This is a genomic window from Cellulomonas sp. IC4_254 (assembly GCF_011603975.1).
In the GTDB taxonomy this organism is placed as follows: Bacteria; Actinomycetota; Actinomycetes; order Actinomycetales; family Cellulomonadaceae; genus Cellulomonas.
On the sequence record NZ_JAANNB010000069.1, the window covers coordinates 1 to 17,128 of the forward strand.

The 17,128-nt window shown below is 76.4% G+C and carries 17 protein-coding genes and 1 riboswitch; of the genes, 3 read left to right on the top strand and 14 right to left on the bottom strand.

Annotated elements, in window-relative coordinates:
• Window positions 1–3 precede the first annotated feature (3 nt).
• Entirely contained in the window at window positions 4–2,343 is a 2,340-nt protein-coding gene (metE, locus tag G6556_RS08775) for a 5-methyltetrahydropteroyltriglutamate--homocysteine S-methyltransferase (RefSeq protein ID WP_166940486.1), read from the top strand.
• A 91-nt stretch (window positions 2,344–2,434) separates the two neighbouring features.
• Here metE and G6556_RS08780 read toward each other — a convergent pair whose 3' ends face one another.
• The 3 genes from G6556_RS08780 to G6556_RS08790 all read right to left on the bottom strand — a co-directional run bounded on the left by G6556_RS08780 (window position 2,435) and on the right by G6556_RS08790 (window position 4,611).
• The gene (locus tag G6556_RS08780) at window positions 2,435–2,893 is read right to left on the bottom strand and encodes an Hsp20/alpha crystallin family protein (RefSeq protein WP_147795146.1); all 459 of its coding nucleotides are present in this window, start codon (window positions 2,891–2,893) and stop codon (window positions 2,435–2,437) included.
• 162 nt (window positions 2,894–3,055) lie between these two features.
• On the bottom strand, window positions 3,056–3,496 hold the full coding sequence (locus G6556_RS08785; protein ID WP_166940463.1) for a (deoxy)nucleoside triphosphate pyrophosphohydrolase: 441 nt from the start codon (window positions 3,494–3,496) through the stop codon (window positions 3,056–3,058).
• Between the two features lie 110 nt (window positions 3,497–3,606).
• Window positions 3,607–4,611 (bottom strand): putative sulfate exporter family transporter, encoded by a 1,005-nt coding sequence (locus G6556_RS08790; RefSeq protein WP_346774802.1) that lies wholly within the window; start codon window positions 4,609–4,611, stop codon window positions 3,607–3,609.
• Between the two features lie 156 nt (window positions 4,612–4,767).
• Here G6556_RS08790 and G6556_RS08795 point away from each other — a divergent pair, with 156 nt between their 5' ends.
• Window positions 4,768–5,682 carry a LysR family transcriptional regulator gene (locus G6556_RS08795; protein ID WP_166940465.1) on the top strand — a complete coding sequence of 305 codons (915 nt, stop codon included), beginning with the start codon at window positions 4,768–4,770 and terminating at the stop codon, window positions 5,680–5,682.
• Here G6556_RS08795 and G6556_RS08800 read toward each other — a convergent pair.
• From G6556_RS08800 to G6556_RS08845, 10 genes are all read right to left on the bottom strand, one after another.
• Window positions 5,679–5,909, bottom strand: a complete 231-nt coding sequence (locus tag G6556_RS08800) for a helix-turn-helix transcriptional regulator (protein WP_166940467.1) — start codon at window positions 5,907–5,909, stop codon at window positions 5,679–5,681. The two genes, G6556_RS08795 and G6556_RS08800, sit on opposite strands and share 4 nt — an antisense overlap.
• On the bottom strand, window positions 5,909–6,517 hold the full coding sequence (locus tag G6556_RS08805; RefSeq protein WP_166940469.1) for a hypothetical protein: 609 nt from the start codon (window positions 6,515–6,517) through the stop codon (window positions 5,909–5,911). Before G6556_RS08805 ends, G6556_RS08800 begins: the two co-directional genes overlap by 1 nt.
• 169 nt (window positions 6,518–6,686) lie before the next feature.
• On the bottom strand, window positions 6,687–6,926 hold the full coding sequence (locus tag G6556_RS08810) for a helix-turn-helix transcriptional regulator (protein ID WP_166940471.1): 240 nt from the start codon (window positions 6,924–6,926) through the stop codon (window positions 6,687–6,689).
• 250 nt (window positions 6,927–7,176) lie between these two features.
• Window positions 7,177–7,548 carry a glycine cleavage system protein GcvH gene (gcvH, locus tag G6556_RS08815; protein WP_166940473.1) on the bottom strand — a complete coding sequence of 124 codons (372 nt, stop codon included), beginning with the start codon at window positions 7,546–7,548 and terminating at the stop codon, window positions 7,177–7,179.
• A 70-nt stretch (window positions 7,549–7,618) separates the two neighbouring features.
• Entirely contained in the window at window positions 7,619–8,791 is a 1,173-nt protein-coding gene (gene gcvT / locus G6556_RS08820) for a glycine cleavage system aminomethyltransferase GcvT (RefSeq protein WP_346774803.1), read from the bottom strand.
• Entirely contained in the window at window positions 8,788–11,802 is a 3,015-nt protein-coding gene (gene gcvP, locus G6556_RS08825; RefSeq protein ID WP_166940475.1) for an aminomethyl-transferring glycine dehydrogenase, read from the bottom strand. Before gcvP ends, gcvT begins: the two co-directional genes overlap by 4 nt.
• A 196-nt stretch (window positions 11,803–11,998) precedes the next feature.
• Window positions 11,999–12,112, bottom strand: a riboswitch (glycine riboswitch).
• Window positions 12,113–12,190: 78 nt separating this feature from the next.
• The gene (locus G6556_RS08830; protein ID WP_166940476.1) at window positions 12,191–12,709 is read right to left on the bottom strand and encodes a hypothetical protein; all 519 of its coding nucleotides are present in this window, start codon (window positions 12,707–12,709) and stop codon (window positions 12,191–12,193) included.
• Complete coding sequence (locus tag G6556_RS08835) at window positions 12,706–13,791, bottom strand: lactate dehydrogenase (RefSeq protein ID WP_166940478.1); 1,086 nt, start codon at window positions 13,789–13,791, stop codon at window positions 12,706–12,708. Before G6556_RS08835 ends, G6556_RS08830 begins: the two co-directional genes overlap by 4 nt.
• Before the next feature lie 53 nt (window positions 13,792–13,844).
• On the bottom strand, window positions 13,845–14,270 hold the full coding sequence (locus G6556_RS08840) for a zf-TFIIB domain-containing protein (RefSeq protein ID WP_166940480.1): 426 nt from the start codon (window positions 14,268–14,270) through the stop codon (window positions 13,845–13,847).
• Window positions 14,271–14,407: 137 nt separating this feature from the next.
• Entirely contained in the window at window positions 14,408–15,592 is a 1,185-nt protein-coding gene (locus G6556_RS08845; protein ID WP_166940482.1) for an aminotransferase class I/II-fold pyridoxal phosphate-dependent enzyme, read from the bottom strand.
• Window positions 15,593–15,645: 53 nt separating this feature from the next.
• On the opposite strand from G6556_RS08845, the gene G6556_RS08850 reads away from it, so the two are divergent.
• Complete coding sequence (locus G6556_RS08850; RefSeq protein ID WP_166940484.1) at window positions 15,646–16,470, top strand: alpha/beta fold hydrolase; 825 nt, start codon at window positions 15,646–15,648, stop codon at window positions 16,468–16,470.
• A 51-nt stretch (window positions 16,471–16,521) separates the two neighbouring features.
• Here G6556_RS08850 and G6556_RS08855 read toward each other — a convergent pair whose 3' ends face one another.
• Window positions 16,522–17,034, bottom strand: a complete 513-nt coding sequence (locus G6556_RS08855; protein ID WP_166940492.1) for a low molecular weight protein-tyrosine-phosphatase — start codon at window positions 17,032–17,034, stop codon at window positions 16,522–16,524.
• Between the last annotated feature and the right edge of the window lie 94 nt (window positions 17,035–17,128).

Genomic DNA, 17,128 nt, shown 5'->3' on the forward strand with positions numbered 1-17,128 from the left:
GACCTGACCCACCCCTTCCCCGCCGGCACCGTCCTGGGCTACCCCCGGATCGGCCCGCGCCGCGAGCTCAAGAAGGCCCTCGAGGCGTTCTGGGCCGGTCGCGCGAGCGCCGAGGAGGTCGAGGCCACGGCCGCCGACCTGCGCCGCCGCACCCGCACCCGCCTCGCGGAGCTCGGCCTGGACACCCGGCTGCCCGCGATCCCGAGCGCCTTCTCGTTCTACGACCACGTGCTCGACGCGGCCGCCGTGCTGGGCGCGGTGCCGGAGCGGTTCGCCGACCTGCTCGGCGACGACGGCGGTCTCGACCTGGCCGGGTACTCGACCGTGGCCCGCGGCCGCGGCGACGACCTGCCGCTCGAGATGACCAAGTGGTTCGACTCGAACTACCACTACCTGGTCCCGGAGATCGGCCCGGCGACGCCGTTCCGGTACGCGAGCGACCGCCCGGTGCGCGAGCTCGCCGAGGGCCTGGCGGACGGGGTGCTCACCCGCCCGGTGCTGGTCGGCCCGGTGACGTTCCTGGCGCTGGCCAAGGCCGCCGAGGGCGCGCCGGAGGACTTCCTGCCGATCGACCGGCTCGCGGACGTGCTGCCGGTGTACGCCGCGCTGCTGCGCGACCTGGCCCGTGCCGGCGCCACCTGGGTGCAGCTGGACGAGCCGGCGCTGGTCTCCGACTCCACCGGCGTGCCCGCGGACCGGCTGCTCGCGGCGGCCGCCGAGGCGTACCGCGTCCTCGCGACCGAGCTGCCCGCGGCCGAGCGCCCGTCGATCCTGGTCGCGGCGCCGTACGGGGACCTCCGCGACGCGCTGCCGGTCCTCGCGGGCTCGGACGTCGAGGGCCTGGCGCTGGACCTGGTCCGCGGCGCGCTGCCCGCCGCTCCGGTCCCCGGGCTGGCGTCGAAGGTGCTGGTCGGCGGTGTGGTCGACGGCCACAACATCTGGCGCGCGGACCTGGACGCGGCGCTCGGCTCGCTGGAGTCCCTGGAGGGCCTGGGCGCCCGCCAGGTCGCCGTCACCACGTCGACGTCGCTGTTCCACGTGCCGCACGACGTCGAGGACGAGCCGCAGCTCGACCCGACGCTGCGCTCCTGGCTCGCGTTCGCCGACCAGAAGGTCACCGAGGTCGTGACCCTCGCGACCGGGCTCACCGAGGGCCGCGAGGCCGTGCACGCCGAGCTGCTCGCCGCCGCCGACGCGCGCCGCACCCGGGCCGCGGCCGCGGGCGTCGTGCGGCCGGAGGTGCGCGAGCGCCTCGCCGGGCTGCCCGCGGACGCGTTCCACCGGGGCGACTTCGAGGGCCGCCGGGTCGCGCAGGCCGAGCGCCTGCAGCTGCCCGCGCTGCCGACGACGACGATCGGCTCGTTCCCGCAGACCCCGGAGATCCGGGTCGCCCGCGCGGCGTTCGGGCGGGGCGAGCTCACCGCCGCGCAGTACGAGGACGAGATGAAGGCGGAGATCCGCCGCGTCGTCGAGCTGCAGGAGGAGATCGGCCTCGACGTGCTGGTGCACGGCGAGCCCGAGCGGAACGACATGGTGCAGTACTTCGCCGAGAACCTGGACGGGTTCGCGGTGACGGCCAACGGCTGGGTCCAGTCCTACGGCTCGCGGTGCACCCGCCCGTCGATCCTGTGGGGCGACGTGTCCCGGCCCGCGCCGATCACGGTGCCGTGGACGACGTACACCCAGTCGCTCACCGCGAAGCCGGTCAAGGGCATGCTCACCGGCCCGGTGACGATCCTGGCCTGGTCGTTCGTCCGCGACGACCAGCCGCTCGCCGACACCGCGAACCAGGTGGCGCTCGCGCTGCGGGACGAGATCGCCGACCTCGAGGCCGCCGGCACGGCGATCGTCCAGGTCGACGAGCCCGCGCTGCGCGAGCTGCTGCCGCTGCGCGCCGACGACCACGCCGCCTACCTCGACTGGTCCGTGCGGTCGTTCCGGCTCGCGACCTCGGGGGTGCGGCCGGACACCCAGATCCACACGCACCTGTGCTACTCGGAGTTCGGCGAGATCTTCGGCGCCATCGACGGCCTGGACGCCGACGTGACGTCCATCGAGGCCGCCCGGTCGAAGATGGAGATCCTCGGCGACATCGCGTCCGAGGGCTACCCGCGGGGCATCGGCCCGGGCGTGTACGACATCCACTCGCCCCGCGTCCCGAGCGAGGCCGAGGTCACCGAGCTGCTCAGCGAGGCGGTCCGGGTGGTCGACCCGGCGCAGCTCTGGGTCAACCCGGACTGCGGCCTCAAGACCCGCCGGTACGCCGAGGTGACCCCGTCGCTGCAGCACGTGCTGGCGGCCACCCGGACCGTCCGCGCGTCGCTCGCGGTGCCGACGGCCTGACCCGTCGCCCGGGGGCACGCCCCGAGCACGCGACCGCCCCGGTCCCCCACGCGGGGGCCGGGGCGGTCGCGGTGCGGGCCGCGTCGCGCGATCAGGCGCTCGCACGCTCCTGCGGAGCGGCGTCGGCGCCCGCCTCGATGGTCGCCGGCGTCCCACCGGTGCTGACCTCGATGCGGCGCGGCTTGGCCTCCTCGGCCACGGGGATGGTCAGCGACAGCACGCCGTCCGCGTACGACGCGGTGATGGCGTCGAGGTCGAGACCCCGGCCGACCGTGAGCTGGCGGGCGTAGGTCCCGACCGGGCGCTCCTTGGCCAGCCACTGCACCCCGTCCTCCGTGCGCGCGGTGCGCTGCGCGCGGATCGTGAGGGTGCGGTCGTCGACGTTCACGTCGATCGAGCCGGGGTCGGCCCCGGGCAGGTCGACGCTCAGGACGTAGTGGTCGCCCGAGCGGAACAGGTCCATCGGCATGGTCGCCGACGCGCGCTGCTGGCCGAGGACCTGGTTCATCAGCCGGTCCATCTCCTGGAACGGGTCGAATCGCGTAGCCACAGCCCGTCACCTCCTCGAAGCGTCACGGCGGTCCGGACGGTCCGGGACCGCTGCTGCCCCGGCGCTGCCGCGCCAGGAGGGCTACGAGAGATGTTCTAGCACTCGTCCCGCGCGAGTGCCAGATCGAGCACCGGCCTGTTCGCCGAGAGATGAACGCGCAGGTCAGGCGGTGCGACGGGCGGCGTCCGCCGGGTCGGTGGCCGCCAGCGCCTCGACGATCCGCACGTCCGCGTCCAGCCACGGCACGGTCAGCCACTGCCCGCGCGCCAGCCAGCGCAGCTCGTCGTGCTCGACCAGCGGCTGCGGCTCCCCACCGGTGATCCGCGCCCGCCAGAGCCGCATGACGTACCGCTCGCTCAGCCGCCAGGCGCCGTCGTCGGGACCGGCGAGCTCGTCGCCGAGCTCGATCGCGACGCCCAGCTCCTCGCGGATCTCCCGGTGCACCGCGTCCTCGGGCGACTCGCCCGGCTCGACCTTGCCCCCGGGGAACTCCCACCGGCCGGCCAGGCTCACGGGCGCGCGGCGGCGGGCGGCCAGCAGCGCGCCGGGGGCGGCGAGGTCGTCGACCAGGGCGGCGGCGACGACGAGGACGGGGCGGGTCATGCCGCCCAGTCTCCCAGGCGCACGTGTCGGGCGCGTGACGGCGGCGCGAGCAGGAGGTCGTGGGACTACCTCTCCGCGCCGGCGTCCAGCGTCCCGCACCCGCGCGCGGCTCAGCCGATCGCCGACAGCCCCGCGAGGCTCACGGACATCGCCACCACCGTCGCCGCCGCGCCGAGCGCCAGCGGGCGGCCCCCGGTCCGCACCAGCCGGCCGAGGTGGATCTGCGTGCCCAGCGCCGTCATCGCCGCGGCGAGCAGCAGCGTCGTGACCGGCTTCACCGCCGGCAGGACGGCGTCCGGGACCAGCCCCGCCGACCGCGCGGCCACCGCGACGACGAAGCCGACGACGAACAGCGGGACCAGCGGCGACGCCCCCCGCCCTGCCGCGGCCGCGCCGGTCGCCCCGGCCGCCCCGGCACGGCGGCGCACGAGGCCCACGCCCGCGTCCAGCGGCGCCAGCAGCACCACCCGCGCGAGCTTGGCGACCACCGCGACCGACAGCGCCGCCGCCGACACGGTCCCGGCCGCCGCGACCACCTGCGCGACCTCGTGCACCGACATCCCGGCCCACAGCCCCGCCGTGCGGTCCGCCAGCCCGAGGGCGCCCGCCGCCACCGGCACCACCAGGATCGCGAGGCTGCCGTAGACGGTGACCAGCGCGACGGCGGTGGCGACCTCGTCCTCCTCGGCGTCCGCGACGGGGCTCATGGCGGCGACCGCGGCGGCGCCGCAGATCGAGAACCCGGTGGCGACCAGCAGGGTCAGCCGCCGCCCCACACCGAGGACCCGCCCCAGCCACAGCGTCGTGGCGAAGGTCGCGGCCACCGTCGCGAGGAGCACCAGCACCTCACCGGTCCCGAGCCCCAGCAGGTCCCCGACGGACAGCTGCAGGCCGAGCAGGACCACCCCGGCGCGCAGCACGCGCCGGCCCGTCCACGCGAGCCCCGGCTCGAGGACGGCCGGGAGCAGGCCGGCGGACCGGGCGACGGCACCCAGCACGATCGCGACAAGCAGGCCCGGCAACACCGGGACCAGCGCGGTCAGCCCGAGGCAGGCGGCGCCGACGAGCAGCGCCGCGGCGGCCCCGGGCAGCACGGCGCGGTCCAGGCCGAGCACCCGCCGCGGAGCCGGGGCCGCCGAGGACGGAGGCGGGACGGATGCGGACGGCGGGACGGGCGCGACGGGAGGCGGAGCGGGTGGCACCGTCCCAGGATCCGGTGCGGCGCGCGGCCCCGGAACGCCGACCTGCCTGCCCGGCTCTAGCCTGAGGCTATGGACACGGCCCCGCACCGGCGCATCCCGCTGGGCGCCCTCGAGCTGCTCGACGCGGTGGACGCGCACGGCTCGCTCTCCGGGGCCGCCCGGGCGCTCGGCCTGGCGCAGCCGTCGGTCAGCACGGGTCTGCGGCGGCTCGAGCGGCAGACCGGGCTGACGCTGGTCAGCCGCGCGGCGTCCGGCACCCGGCTGACCCCGTCCGGGGCGGCGCTGCTCGGGCGGGCCCGCGACGTGCTCGCCGCCTCCGACGCGCTCGAGCGGGAGGTGCAGGCCCTGCGCAGCGCGCAGCAGGGCCGGGTGCGGGTGGCCGCCAGCCTGAGCGTCGCGGAGTACCTGGTGCCCGGGTGGCTGGCGACGCTGCCCGCCGGCGCCGCGGTGGTGGACCTGGAGGTCGCGAATTCCCGCGACGTGATGGACGCGGTGCTGCACGGCCGCGCGGACCTCGGGTTCGTCGAGGGGCCGGACGTCGCGGAGGGCCTGCACGCCCGCCCGGTGGGCGACGACGAGCTGGTCGTCGTCGTCGCGCCCGGCCACCCGTGGGCGCGCCGCCGTCGGCCGGTCACCGCGGCGGAGCTCGCCGGCGCACCGCTGGCCGTGCGGGAGGCCGGGTCCGGGACCCGCGCGGTGCTGGAGCAGGCGCTCGACGCCGCCGGGCACCCGCTCGCCGGCTCGCCCGCGCAGCTGGGCTCGACGTCGGCCGTGAAGAACGTGGTGCGCGGCGGCGGCGCCGCGGCGGTCCTGTCCCGGCTCACGGTCGCGGACGAGGTGGCCCGCGGGGACCTGGTCCGGGTGCCCGTCGAGGGCGTGGACCTGAGCCGGACGCTGCGGATGGTCTGGGCCCGGTCCCGGCGCCCGACCCCGTCCGCCCGGGAGCTCGCCGCGCACGTGGTCCGCGCGACGGCCGCGGGCTAGGCGCGCGGGACGACGACCAGCAGGTCCCCGACCTGGCAGCCGAGCACGTCGCACACGGCGGTCAGCGTCGAGAACCGGATGGCGCGTGCCCGGTCGTTCTTCAGGACCGAGAGGTTGACGACAGTCACCCCGACCAGCTCCGCCAGCCGGGCGAGGGTCATCCCGCGCTCGGCGAGCAGCTCGTCCAGCCGGCAGTGGATCCGGCCGGCGTCCTCCTCCGGCGGCATCAGACCAGGCCCTCGGTCTCGCGCTCCAGCCGCTCCCCCGCGTGGAACGCGGCCGCGAGCGCACCGACGGCCATCGACGCGAGGATCGGGGTCCAGGAGATCTGGAACGTGATCTGCTCCAGGACCGCCCGGTCGGCGACCTGCGCGAGGACGCCGTTCGACGCCAGCACCGAGCACCCGAACCAGGCGACCCAGCCGCCGGCGATCAGCAGCGACACGGCCGTGATCAGGCGGGTGGTCGTGCCGGAGAAGAACTGCCCCGCCAGCATCCGCCGGGACAGCAGCAGGACGCACACGGTGACGCCGATGGTGGCGAGCGGCGGCACGACCGCCGCGCCGATCGCGGCCAGGTAGGTGGCGACCGGCAGGTCGGACACGGTGAGCGTGGCGGACTCCACGGTCGCCGCGACCGCGGCGCCGTCCGGGCCCAGCGGGAGGTCCACGGGCGCGCCCATGACCATCACCTCGACCGGGGCGTCCTGGTTCGGGAGGATCTGCGCCACGGACGCGACGAGGCCGATCGCCTGCCAGACGATGACGGCCGCGCCCACCACGAGCAGGGACAGCAGGTCGGACCGGCTGGTGAACCACGGCGTCCGGGTGGTCATGAGAGCTCCCATGCATATCGAGGATCGATGTTATCGAGGAACGATATGGCATGGGCCACGCCGCGTCGAGCGCGCCCGGCCCGGGTACGACGCAGGGCCGCGACCCGCCGGGGTGTGGCGGATCGCGGCCCTGTGCGTGCCCGTGCCCCCGGCGAGGGGGGCGGGTGCGTCAGCGCATGCCGGCGGCCTGGGCCCAGGCGACGGCCTCGGCCCGCGTGGAGACGCCGATCTTGCGGTACACCGACCGCACCTGCGACTTCACGGTGTTGCGCGTGACGAACAGCTTGCGGGCGATGTCCTCGAGGGTGACGTCCTCGGCCAGCTCGGCGAGGACGACCCGCTCACGGGTCGTGAGCGGCTCACCCAGGATGCTGGGGGACGCGGTGGGGGCGATCTCCAGGGTGGCCATGATGTCCTCCGGTCTGCGTGTGGCGAGTCCCGGCTGCTGGGGGTCTCCGGCTGCCGTCTACCGGTGTTGATCGGCAAGTGTGGCGGCCTCGATCGCAGTTGGTTTCTCACCCGTTCCCGGCGACGTGCGGACGATGCGGGACGGACCGGGCATGTGCTAGGACCGAAGGCCCAGGTCACCGTCCGGCAAGCGGTCTCCTGAGAGCTCCCTCAGAAACACCCGAACGGGCTAACCGCCGTCCGGGGGAGTCTCAGTCCGTGAGCGTGGCGGCGTACTCGTCGGCGGACAGCAGCGGACCGGTGCTCGCGACGTCCACCCGGAACAGCCAGCCGGCCCCGTACGGGTCCGCGTTCACGACCGACGGCTCGTCCACCGCCTCCTGGTTCACCTCGACCACGGTGCCCGCCACCGGCGAGTACAGCTCCGACACCGACTTGGTCGACTCGACCTCCCCGACGACCGCGCCCGCGGCGATCTCGCTGCCGACGGTCGGCAGCTCCAGGTAGACGATGTCGCCGAGCGCGTCGGCCGCGTTCTTCGTGATGCCGACCGTGGCGGGCTCGGCGCCGTCGATCCACTCGTGCTCGGCGGTGTACTGCAGGTGGCTGGGGACGTCGCTCATGGTGCTCTCCGGGGTGTGCTCGCGAGCGGGGCGCTCGGGACGAGGGGTGGGGTGGTCGGGAGGCCGGCGGTCAGGACCGACGGTAGAACGGCAGCGCGACCACGCGGACCGGCTCCCGCCGACCGCGCACGTCGACCGCGAGCTCGGTGCCCTCGGCGCTGACCTCGGGGGTCACGTACGCCATCGCGATCGGCGTGCCCAGGGTCGGCGACGGCGCGCCGGAGGTGACCCGGCCGACCGCGACCGCGTCGTCGGCGGTCGACGTGAGCACCTCGTACCCGTGCCGGGCGGCGCGGCGGCCGGAGCCGACCAGCCCGACCAGGACCCGGGACGGGGTGGCGTGCGCCCGGGACGCGAGGGCGGCCCGGCCGACGAACGGCAGCGGCTCGCCGTCGGCGGTCGTCTTGTCCAGGCGGACCACCCGGCCGAGGCCCGCGTCGTGCGGGGCGGTCGTCGTGTCCAGCTCGTTGCCGTACAGCGGCATGCCCGCCTCCAGCCGAAGGCTGTCCCGCGCGGACAGGCCGGCGGGCACGAGCCCGAGCGGCGCGCCCGCCGCCAGCAGGTCGCGCCAGAGCCCGGGCGCCGCGGCGGCCGGCACGAACAGCTCGAAGCCGTCCTCGCCGGTGTACCCGGTGCGGGCCACGAGCGCCTCGACGCCGCCGACGGTCGCGGGCACGCCCGCGTAGTACTTCACGTCGCGGACCGCGTCGGCGTGCGCCGGGTCGGTCAGGCCGACGACGATCTCCGCCGAGCGCGGACCCTGGACCGCGATGAGCGCGGTCTCCAGCGACCGGTCGGTGAGCGAGGCGTCGAACGGCGCCAGCCGCTCCGCGAGCGCGCCGGCCACGACCCCGACGTTCGAGGCGTTGACGACGACCAGGTACGCCTCGTCGGCCAGGCGGTAGACGATCAGGTCGTCGAGGATGCCGCCGTCCTCCTGCACGATCATCGTGTAGCGCGCGCGGCCGACCGCGAGGCCGGAGATGTTCCCGACCAGCGCGTGGTCGAGCCCGGTGCCGGCACCGGGGCCGTCGACGTGCAGCTCGCCCATGTGCGACAGGTCGAACAGCCCGGCGGCGGTGCGCACCGCCTGGTGCTCGGCCAGGTCGCCCGCGTAGCGCAGCGGCATCAGCCAGCCGGCGAACGGCGTCATGGTGGCGCCCAGCGCGACGTGCTCCGCGTGCAGCGGGGACAGCACGGCGCCCGTGGCGTCGTCGGTGGCGGGGGTGGTCGTCTCGGTCACAGCGCGGCTCCGTCGGCGTAGGCCTCGATGGGCGGGCAGGCGCACACGAGGTTCCGGTCCCCGTGCGCGCCGTCGATCCGCCGGACCGGCGGCCAGTACTTGCCGGCGCGGAGGCCCGCGACCGGGTAGGCGGCGAGCTCGCGGCCGTAGGGCTTGTCCCAGTCGTCCGCAACGAGCGCGGCGGCCGTGTGCGGCGCGTTCCGCAGCGGCGACTCCGCCACGGCCCAGCGCCCGGCGGCGACCACGTCGATCTCCGCGCGGATGGCGACCATCGCCTCGACGAACCGGTCGAGCTCGGCGACGTCCTCCGACTCGGTCGGCTCCACCATCAGCGTGCCCGCGACCGGGAAGGACAGCGTCGGGGCGTGGAACCCGTAGTCCATGAGCCGCTTCGCGACGTCCTCGGCGGTCACGCCGGTCTCCTTGGTGATCGCGCGCAGATCGAGGATGCACTCGTGCGCGACCAGGCCGGCGGGGCCGGCGTAGAGCACCGGGAAGTGCGGGGCGAGCCGCGAGGCCAGGTAGTTGGCGGACAGCACCGCGGTCTCGGTGGCCCGGCGCAGGCCGTCGCCGCCCATCAGCGCCACGTAGGCCCAGGAGATCGGCAGGATGCCGGCCGACCCGAACGGCGCGGCCGACACCGCGGGGGCCGCCCCGCCCGCGAGCGGACCCTCGTCGCCCGTCCACACCGCGTCGGTCGCGGGCAGGTACGGGACGAGGTGCGCCGCGACGCCGATCGGGCCCACGCCCGGGCCGCCGCCGCCGTGCGGGATGCAGAACGTCTTGTGCAGGTTGAGGTGCGAGACGTCGCCGCCGAACTCGCCCGGCCGGGCCAGGCCGACCAGGGCGTTGAGGTTCGCGCCGTCGATGTAGACCTGGCCGCCCGCGGCGTGCACCAGGTCGCAGACCTCGCGCACGTCCTCCTCGTAGACGCCGTGCGTCGACGGGTAGGTGATCATGATGGCCGCGACCCGGGGGCCGTGCTGGTCCAGCTTGGCGCGCAGGTCGTCCAGCTGCACCGAGCCGTCCTCGGCGGTCGCGACGACCACCACCCGCATGCCGGCCAGCGCGGCGGACGCGGCGTTGGTGCCGTGCGCGGAGGCCGGGATCAGGCAGATGTCCCGCACCGGGGTCTCGTCGGGCGCGGCGCCGGCGGCGATCGCCTCGGCCCGGCGTCCCTCGTGGTACCCGCGGATCGCGAGCAGCCCGGCGAACTCGCCCTGCGAGCCCGCGTTCGGCTGCACCGACACCGCGGCGTAGCCGGTGATCTCGGCCAGCCACCCGGTGAGGTCGCCGATCAGCTCGGCGTAGCCCGCGGCCTGCTCCGCCGGGACGAACGGGTGCAGCCCGGCGAACCCGGGCCACGAGATGGCCTCCATCTCGACCGTCGCGTTGAGCTTCATCGTGCAGGAGCCCAGCGGGATCATCGTCCGGTCCAGCGCGAGGTCCTTGTCGGACAGCGCGCGCAGGTAGCGCAGCATCGCGGTCTCGGACCGGTGCCGGTGGAACACCGGGTGCGTGAGGTAGTCGCTGGTCCGGCGCAGGTGCACCGGGAGTGCCGGCGCATCCAGGCCCTCGGCGGGGCCCGTCGCGAGGGCGCCCGCGTCGGCGTCGGCGAAGGCCGCCAGCACCTCGGCGACGTGCGCCTCGGTGGTCACCTCGTCGCAGGTCACCTGCACGTGGTCGTCGTCCGCGGCCCACACGTTGATCCCGCGGGCGGCCGCGGCGGCGACCACGGCGCGCGCCCGGCCCGGGACCACGGCGCGGACGGTGTCGAAGAACTGCGCGTGCTCGACCGGCACGCCGCCGGCGCGCAGGCCGTCGGCGAGGGCCACCGCCCGGGCGTGCACCCGCTCGGCGATCTCCCGCAGCCCGTCGGGCCCGTGGTAGACCGCGTACATCGAGGCCACGATGGCCAGCAGGGCCTGCGCCGTGCAGATGTTGCTGGTCGCCTTCTCGCGGCGGATGTGCTGCTCGCGGGTCTGCAGCGCGAGCCGGTAGGCGGTCGCGCCGTCGGCGTCGATCGACACGCCGACCAGTCGGCCGGGCAGCGAGCGCTCCAGGCCGGTGCGCACGGCCATGTACGCGGCGTGCGGGCCGCCGTAGAACAGCGGGACGCCGAACCGCTGCGCCGAGCCGACCGCGATGTCCGCGCCCTGCTCCCCCGGCGGCGTGAGCAGCGTGAGCGACAGCAGGTCCGCAGCGACCGTGACCAGCGCGCCCGCGTCCTTGGCGGAGGCGATCAGCGGCGCGAGGTCGCGCACCGCGCCGGAGGCCCCGGGCGCCTGCAGCACGAGGCCGACCAGCGCCTCGTCGCCGAGGTCGGGCAGGCCGTCGGTCAGGTCGGCGACCCGGACGCCCAGGCCCGCGGCCTCGGCCCGGCCCAGCGTGACCGCGAGCGTCTGCGGCAGGCAGTCGGCGTCCAGCACGACGACCCCGGTCCGGCCCTTGGCGGCGCGGTGCATGAGCGCGACCGCCTCGGCGACCGCGGTGGCCTCGTCGAGCAGCGACGCGTTGGCGACCGGCAGCGCGGTGAGGTCGGCGACCACGGTCTGGAAGTTCAGCAGCGCCTCCAGCCGGCCCTGGGAGATCTCCGGCTGGTACGGCGTGTACGCGGTGTACCAGGCCGGGGACTCCAGCACGTTCCGCCGGATCACCGGCGGCGTGACGGTGTCGTGGTAGCCGAGGCCGATCATCTGGGTCAGCACGGTGTTCTTGTCCGCGATCGTCCGCAGCGCGGCCAGCACCTCGGACTCGCCGCGCGCCTCGGGCAGCGCGAGCGGGCGGTCGGTGCGGATGCTCGCCGGGACGGCCGCGTCGATCAGCGCGTCCAGGCTCGGCCAGCCGTCGCCGACGTGCGCGAGCAGACCCGCCACGTCGCCCGGGCGGGGGCCGACGTGCCGGTCGGCGAAGCCGCGCGCGGCGTCGGTGCGGTCCGCGGACGCGGCGGCGCGCGGGGTCCCGGCGGCCGTCGTGCGGGCGTCGGTGGGAAGGTCCTCGAGGTGGGTCACGCGGCTGCTCCGGGCGGGTCGGACGTGCAAGGCGGACGGGCGGGTGGTGCGCGTCTCCCCGCTCTGTCATCCGCCGGCCGCGATCCGCGGACGTACGACCTGAGAGTTTTGCCGGTCCGCCGTGCCCGTGAGGGCCGGGGCGCGCCGACTTGCACCGTCGGTGGGCCGGCGTGCACCGGCCGCTTTCCAGAGTTGCCTCGCCACGGCGGTACGGGGGCCTGAGAGATTCCCGGGGAGGGTTGCTCCTTCGGCGCCTCGCGGTCGCGGCCGCCGGGGCGGTCGCGCGGGAGGGCTCTCCCGCCGCGGTTCGAGCAGCGTGTTGAGTTGTCTGGGTCACAGCCTAACCGCGGACGTGGGCCGTTCGTCCCCCGCTTCCGGCGGGTGGGCGTTACGGCTCGGTGAACTCTGCCGCGGGCAGCGGCAGCACGAGCGTGGCGGCCGAGTCGGCACCCCGGTCGCGCGCCGCCGCCACCACGCGCTCGACCTCCGGCAGCGGGCCCTCGACCAGCACGGGCTGCCCGGCCGACGGGTCGCCGGACCAGCGCACGTCGGTGCCCTCGGGCGGCACGAACGGCCCGGACGCTCGCGGCAGGTGCACCACCGCCGCCGCACGCACCGCAGGGTCGTCGACGGCGCGGACCTCCGCGGACCGCACCGCGGCCAGCCGGCGGAGGGTGCGCAGGAGCAGCCGCTGCCGGCGCTCGGAGGCGGTGAACGTGACGACGATGAGGCCGACGCCGTCCGCGACGTCGCCGGTGGTCAGCGAGTCGAACGAGACGCCGCGGGTGGAGAACACGCCGGTGAGCGCGGTGAGCGTGCCGGTCGCGTCGGCGCCGGCCACGAACGCGACCCAGCGGCGGTCCGCCCCGGGTGCCGGCTCGACGGCGACCGGCCCGACGGCGGTCACCGGCCCGCCCCGGCGGCCAGACCCCACGGCGCGAGCATCGCGTCGATCCGGGCGGCGGACGCCAGCAGCCGGCGCGCCTCGTCCGGCTCCGGCTCGTCCAGCAGCACCCGCGTCCAGCCCTCCGGCCCGAGCACCACCGGCACCCCGAGCACCCCGCGCAGCGGCGTCCCGGCCACGGCGACCTCCCCGTCCAGCGCGACCTGCCCGGCGACCACGATGTCCCGGCCGTCGAGCACCGTGTCCACCAGGTCCACCGTCGCGTTCGCGGTCGCGGCGGCCGTCTTCGCGCCGCTCTGGTGGGTGAGCCACGGCCGTGCGACCCCGCGGAGGTCCGGCGGCCACGTCTCGACCAGGTCGAACGCCGCCGCCACGTCGTCCGCCATCAGACCGCCGAGGTCCCGCTTCGCGTCCTCGATCTCCGCCGCGAAGCCGTCGAGGCTGCGGCCGCCGCGCAGGGCGGCCACCGCGCGCCGGCGCTCCTCGACGTCGAGCCCGCTGATCCGGACCGTCGACCACAGCGGCACCAGGTCGTCCCCGTGCTGCCCGGCCACGAACCCGCCGACCCGGTGCCGCCGCACGCCGAGCGACACGGCGACCTCGCGGCGGAACCGCAGCGTGTCCAGCCAGGCGCCCATGCCGATCACCCGGTGCCGGCCCAGCTCGCGGGCCACCACCGCCACCCCGAGCTCGACGGGGTTCGACACCACGACCACCACCTCGTGGCCGGAGCCGTGCCGCGCGATCGCGCGGGCGTAGGAGGCGAACACCTCGTGGTTCTCGGCGGCGAGCGCCGCCCGGTCCGTCACCGCCCCGGCACGGGCGGGCGCGGTGCGGCCGGCGGTCAGCACGACGACGTCCGCGACCACGTCCTCCGGGTCGAGCGCCACGTCGATCAGCGGGGCGTGCTCGTCGTAGGCGTCGACCAGGTCGGCGCGCAGCCCGTACGACGCCCGCCCGGACGCGCCACCCGGCCGCCCGACGAGCTGCAGCCGCGACGTCGTCGGCAGCACCCGCCGCTCGATGAGCTGCGCGCACACCTGCCTCCCGACGTCACCCGTCGCTCCCAGCACCGCCACGTCCACGGAGGCGACCCTAGGTCACCGGGCGGGCGCGCGCGGCGGGACCTCGGTCGCCCTCAGTCGAAGTCGAGCAGGTCACCCAGCCAGGACTCGCGCTTCTTCTTGCCGTAGGGGTAGCGCGGGTCCCGGCGGTCGTCGTAGCGCCGGTCGTCGGGGCGGCGCTCGTACCCGCGGTCGTCGCGGTAGCCCCGGTCGTCGCGGTAGCCCCGGTCGTCGCGGTAGCCCGGGTCCTCGCGGTAGCCCCGGTCGTCGCGGTAGCCGTCCGCGCGGTACCCGTGCTCACCGGGGGCCGGCGGGTAGCCGGCCGGCGCGGCCGCGGCCGGGCCCGGTGCCGTGGCGGCGGGCACCCCCGCCGCGCGGTCCAGGATCTTGTCGAGCTCGCCGCGGTCGAGCCAGATGCCCCGGCACGACGGGCAGTAGTCGATCTCGACGCCCTGCCGCTCGGCCATCACCAGCTCGGCCCCGTCCGTGGGACACCTCATGTCGCCCTCCTCGCCCATGCGCGCCCGGCCGGGCCGCGCGTCCTGACCCGCCCAACGGACGGACCCGGGTGGCGGTTCCGGTACGGCGGTTCCGGCGCGCGGGCTGCGCGCGGCCCGGGCGTGGCGGGACGGTGGCGCTACAGCGTCCGCTGCCAGGCGACGACCCGGTCCACCGCCTCGGCGACGACCTCCGGCGCGGACGCGAACGACAGCCGCACCCAGTCGTGCCCGTCCACCGAGTCGAAGTCCGTGCCGGGCGTCAGCGCGACCCCGGCCTCGTCGAGCAGCCGGGCGCACCAGGTCCGGGAGTCCAGGCCGGTCGCCGACACGTCCGCGTACACGTAGAACGCCCCGTCGGCGGGAGCGACCCGGGACCAGCCGAGCTCGGGCAGCCGGTCCAGCACCGACCGTCTCGACGCCGCGTACTGCGCGACGTTCGCCTCCGCGGCGGCGTACCCCTCCGGGGTGAACGCCGCGACCCCCGCGTGCTGGGCGAGCGCCGGGGGGCACAGCGCGACGTTGCCCGCGAGCGCGTCCACCGGCGCCGCCAGGTCGTCGGGCAGCAGCAGCCAGCCGAGCCGCCAGCCGGTCATCGCCCAGAACTTCGAGAACGAGTTGACCACCACGGTGCCGGAGCCCAGCGAGGTCGCGGCGGTCGGGGCACCGGCCGGGCCGGGCTCCGCGGCGACCGCGTCGGGGTAGGTGATGCCGTGGTAGATCTCGTCCGAGACCAGGCGGACCCCGTGCTCCGCGCACCACGCGGCCAGCCCGTCGAGCGACGCCCGGTCGATCAGCGTGCCGGTCGGGTTGGCCGGCCCGGCGACCACGAGCCCGTCGACCGGGCGGTCCAGCGCCTCCAGCTGCTCGACGGTCGGCTGGTAGCGGGTCTCCGGGCCGCAGGGCAGCTCGACGACCTCGCACCCGAGCGACGCCAGGATGTTCTTGTACGCCGGGTACCCGGGCCGGGCCAGCGCCACCCGGTCGCCGACGTCGAACGCCGCGAGGAACGCGAGCATGAACCCGCCCGAGGACCCGGTGGTCACGGCGACCCGCGCGGGGTCGACGTCCACGCCGTACCAGGACCGGTAGTGCCCGGCGATCGCCGCGCGCAGGGCCGGGCTGCCGAGCGCCTCGGTGTACCCGAGGTCACCGCCGGCGAGCAGCTGCACCGCGCGCTCGCGCACCACGTCGGACGCGCCGGTCGACGGCTCGCCGACGCACAGGTTCAGCACCGGCTGGCCGGCGGCGCGGCGGGCGTTGGCCGCCGCGACGATGTCCATCACGGCGAACGGGGGCACCTGGGAGCGCGCGGAGACCTTCACCCGCCCATCCTGCCCCGCACCGGCGTCGCCGCGCCCGACCTACCGTGGGCGGCATGGCGGACCTGCACCTCGACCTGGACGGCGCCCGGATCGCGTACGACCTGACCGGACCGGCCGGCGCCGGCACCACCGAGCGCGTCCCCGGCGCGAGCACCGTCGTCGTCGCGCACGGGCTCACCGCGAGCCGCGCGGGGGACGACGCGGGCGAGGTGTTCGACTGGTCCCCGCTCGCGGAGCGGCACCGCGTCGTCCGGTACGACGCGCGCGGTCACGGCGCCTCGACCGGGTCACCCGACCCCGCCTCCTACGCCTGGCCCGCCCTCGCCGACGACCTGCTCGCGCTGCTCGACGCCGTCTCCCCCGACGCACCCGTCGACGCGGTCGGCGCCTCGATGGGCACCGCCACGATCCTGTGGGCGGCGACCCGGCGCCCGGAGCGGTTCCGCCGCCTGGTGCTGACGATCCCGCCGACCGCGTGGGCCACCCGCGCGGCGCAGGCCGACGGCTACGAGCAGGGCGCGCTGGCCGTCGAGCGCCTCGGGCTCGCGACGTGGGTCCGCGCCGGGGCGGCCCAGCCGCAGATCCCGGTCCTGGCGGCGGGGGGCTTCCCGCGCGGCGACGCCGGGCCCGCCGTGCCGGAGGCCCTGCTGCCGTCCGCGCTGCGCGGTGCCGCGCTCTCCGACCTCCCCGACGCCGGGGCCCTGGCCGCGCTGCCGCACCCGGCCCTGGTCCTGCCGTGGACCACCGACCCCGGCCACCCGGTCAGCACGGCCGAGCGGCTGGCCGAGCTGCTCCCCGCCGCCGTCCTGGAGGTCGCCGACACCCCCGACGCGATCCGGGGCTGGGGCCGCCGCGCGGCGGGCTTCCTCTCGGCCTGATCGTCGGGCGCGCGGGTCGTCGCGCGCGTCGCTCGTCGGGCGCGCCGGTCGTCAGGCCCGCGCGGCGTCCCGGTCGGACAGCGCCGCGCGGACCGCGTCCACGACCCCGTCGGCCGCCGCCTCGATCTCGTCCAGGCAGTGCTCGAAGTTCTCCGGACCGCCGTACCAGGGGTCGTCGACGTCGAGCAGGTGCTCGTCGCGCTGGTCGGCCACCCGCGGCGCCGCCGGGTCGAACGTCCGGAACATCACGACCCGTCCGGCCACCTCGGCGTCGTCGGCGATCCGGCGCAGCGCCCGGGCGTGCGACGCGGTCATGGCGAGCACCAGGTCCCGGTCCCGCAGGTCGGCGGACCGCACCTGCCGCGCCTGCCGCCGCGGGACGTCGTAGCCGCGCGCCGCGAGGGCCGCGCGGGCGCGCCGGTCGATCGGGTTGCCGTGCTCCTCGTCGCTGACGCCGGTCGAGTCGACGACCACGCGGTCGCCGAGGCCGGCGTCGTCCAGGCGGGCGCGCAGCACCACCTCGGCCATCGGGGACCGGCAGATGTTGCCGGTGCACACCGTCATCACGCGGTAGCGATCGTCCGTCACGCCGGGTCCTCCAGGGGTCGTCGGGTCCGGCGTCCATCCTGGCACCCGGACCCCGGCCCCGGCCCCCGGG

Excerpts from the sequence above, each read along its gene's own strand:
- G6556_RS08855 (WP_166940492.1), bottom strand. The coding sequence starts at position 17,034 with ATGACGGTGTGCACCGGCAACATCTGCCGGTCCCCGATGGCCGAGGTG.
- G6556_RS08795 (WP_166940465.1), top strand. The coding sequence starts at position 4,768 with ATGGACACGGCCCCGCACCGGCGCATCCCGCTGGGCGCCCTCGAGCTG.
- gcvH (WP_166940473.1), bottom strand. The coding sequence starts at position 7,548 with ATGAGCGACGTCCCCAGCCACCTGCAGTACACCGCCGAGCACGAGTGG.
- G6556_RS08810 (WP_166940471.1), bottom strand. The coding sequence starts at position 6,926 with ATGGCCACCCTGGAGATCGCCCCCACCGCGTCCCCCAGCATCCTGGGT.
- G6556_RS08800 (WP_166940467.1), bottom strand. The coding sequence starts at position 5,909 with ATGCCGCCGGAGGAGGACGCCGGCCGGATCCACTGCCGGCTGGACGAG.
- G6556_RS08850 (WP_166940484.1), top strand. The coding sequence starts at position 15,646 with ATGGCGGACCTGCACCTCGACCTGGACGGCGCCCGGATCGCGTACGAC.
- G6556_RS08805 (WP_166940469.1), bottom strand. The coding sequence starts at position 6,517 with ATGACCACCCGGACGCCGTGGTTCACCAGCCGGTCCGACCTGCTGTCC.
- G6556_RS08785 (WP_166940463.1), bottom strand. The coding sequence starts at position 3,496 with ATGACCCGCCCCGTCCTCGTCGTCGCCGCCGCCCTGGTCGACGACCTC.
- G6556_RS08840 (WP_166940480.1), bottom strand. The coding sequence starts at position 14,270 with ATGAGGTGTCCCACGGACGGGGCCGAGCTGGTGATGGCCGAGCGGCAG.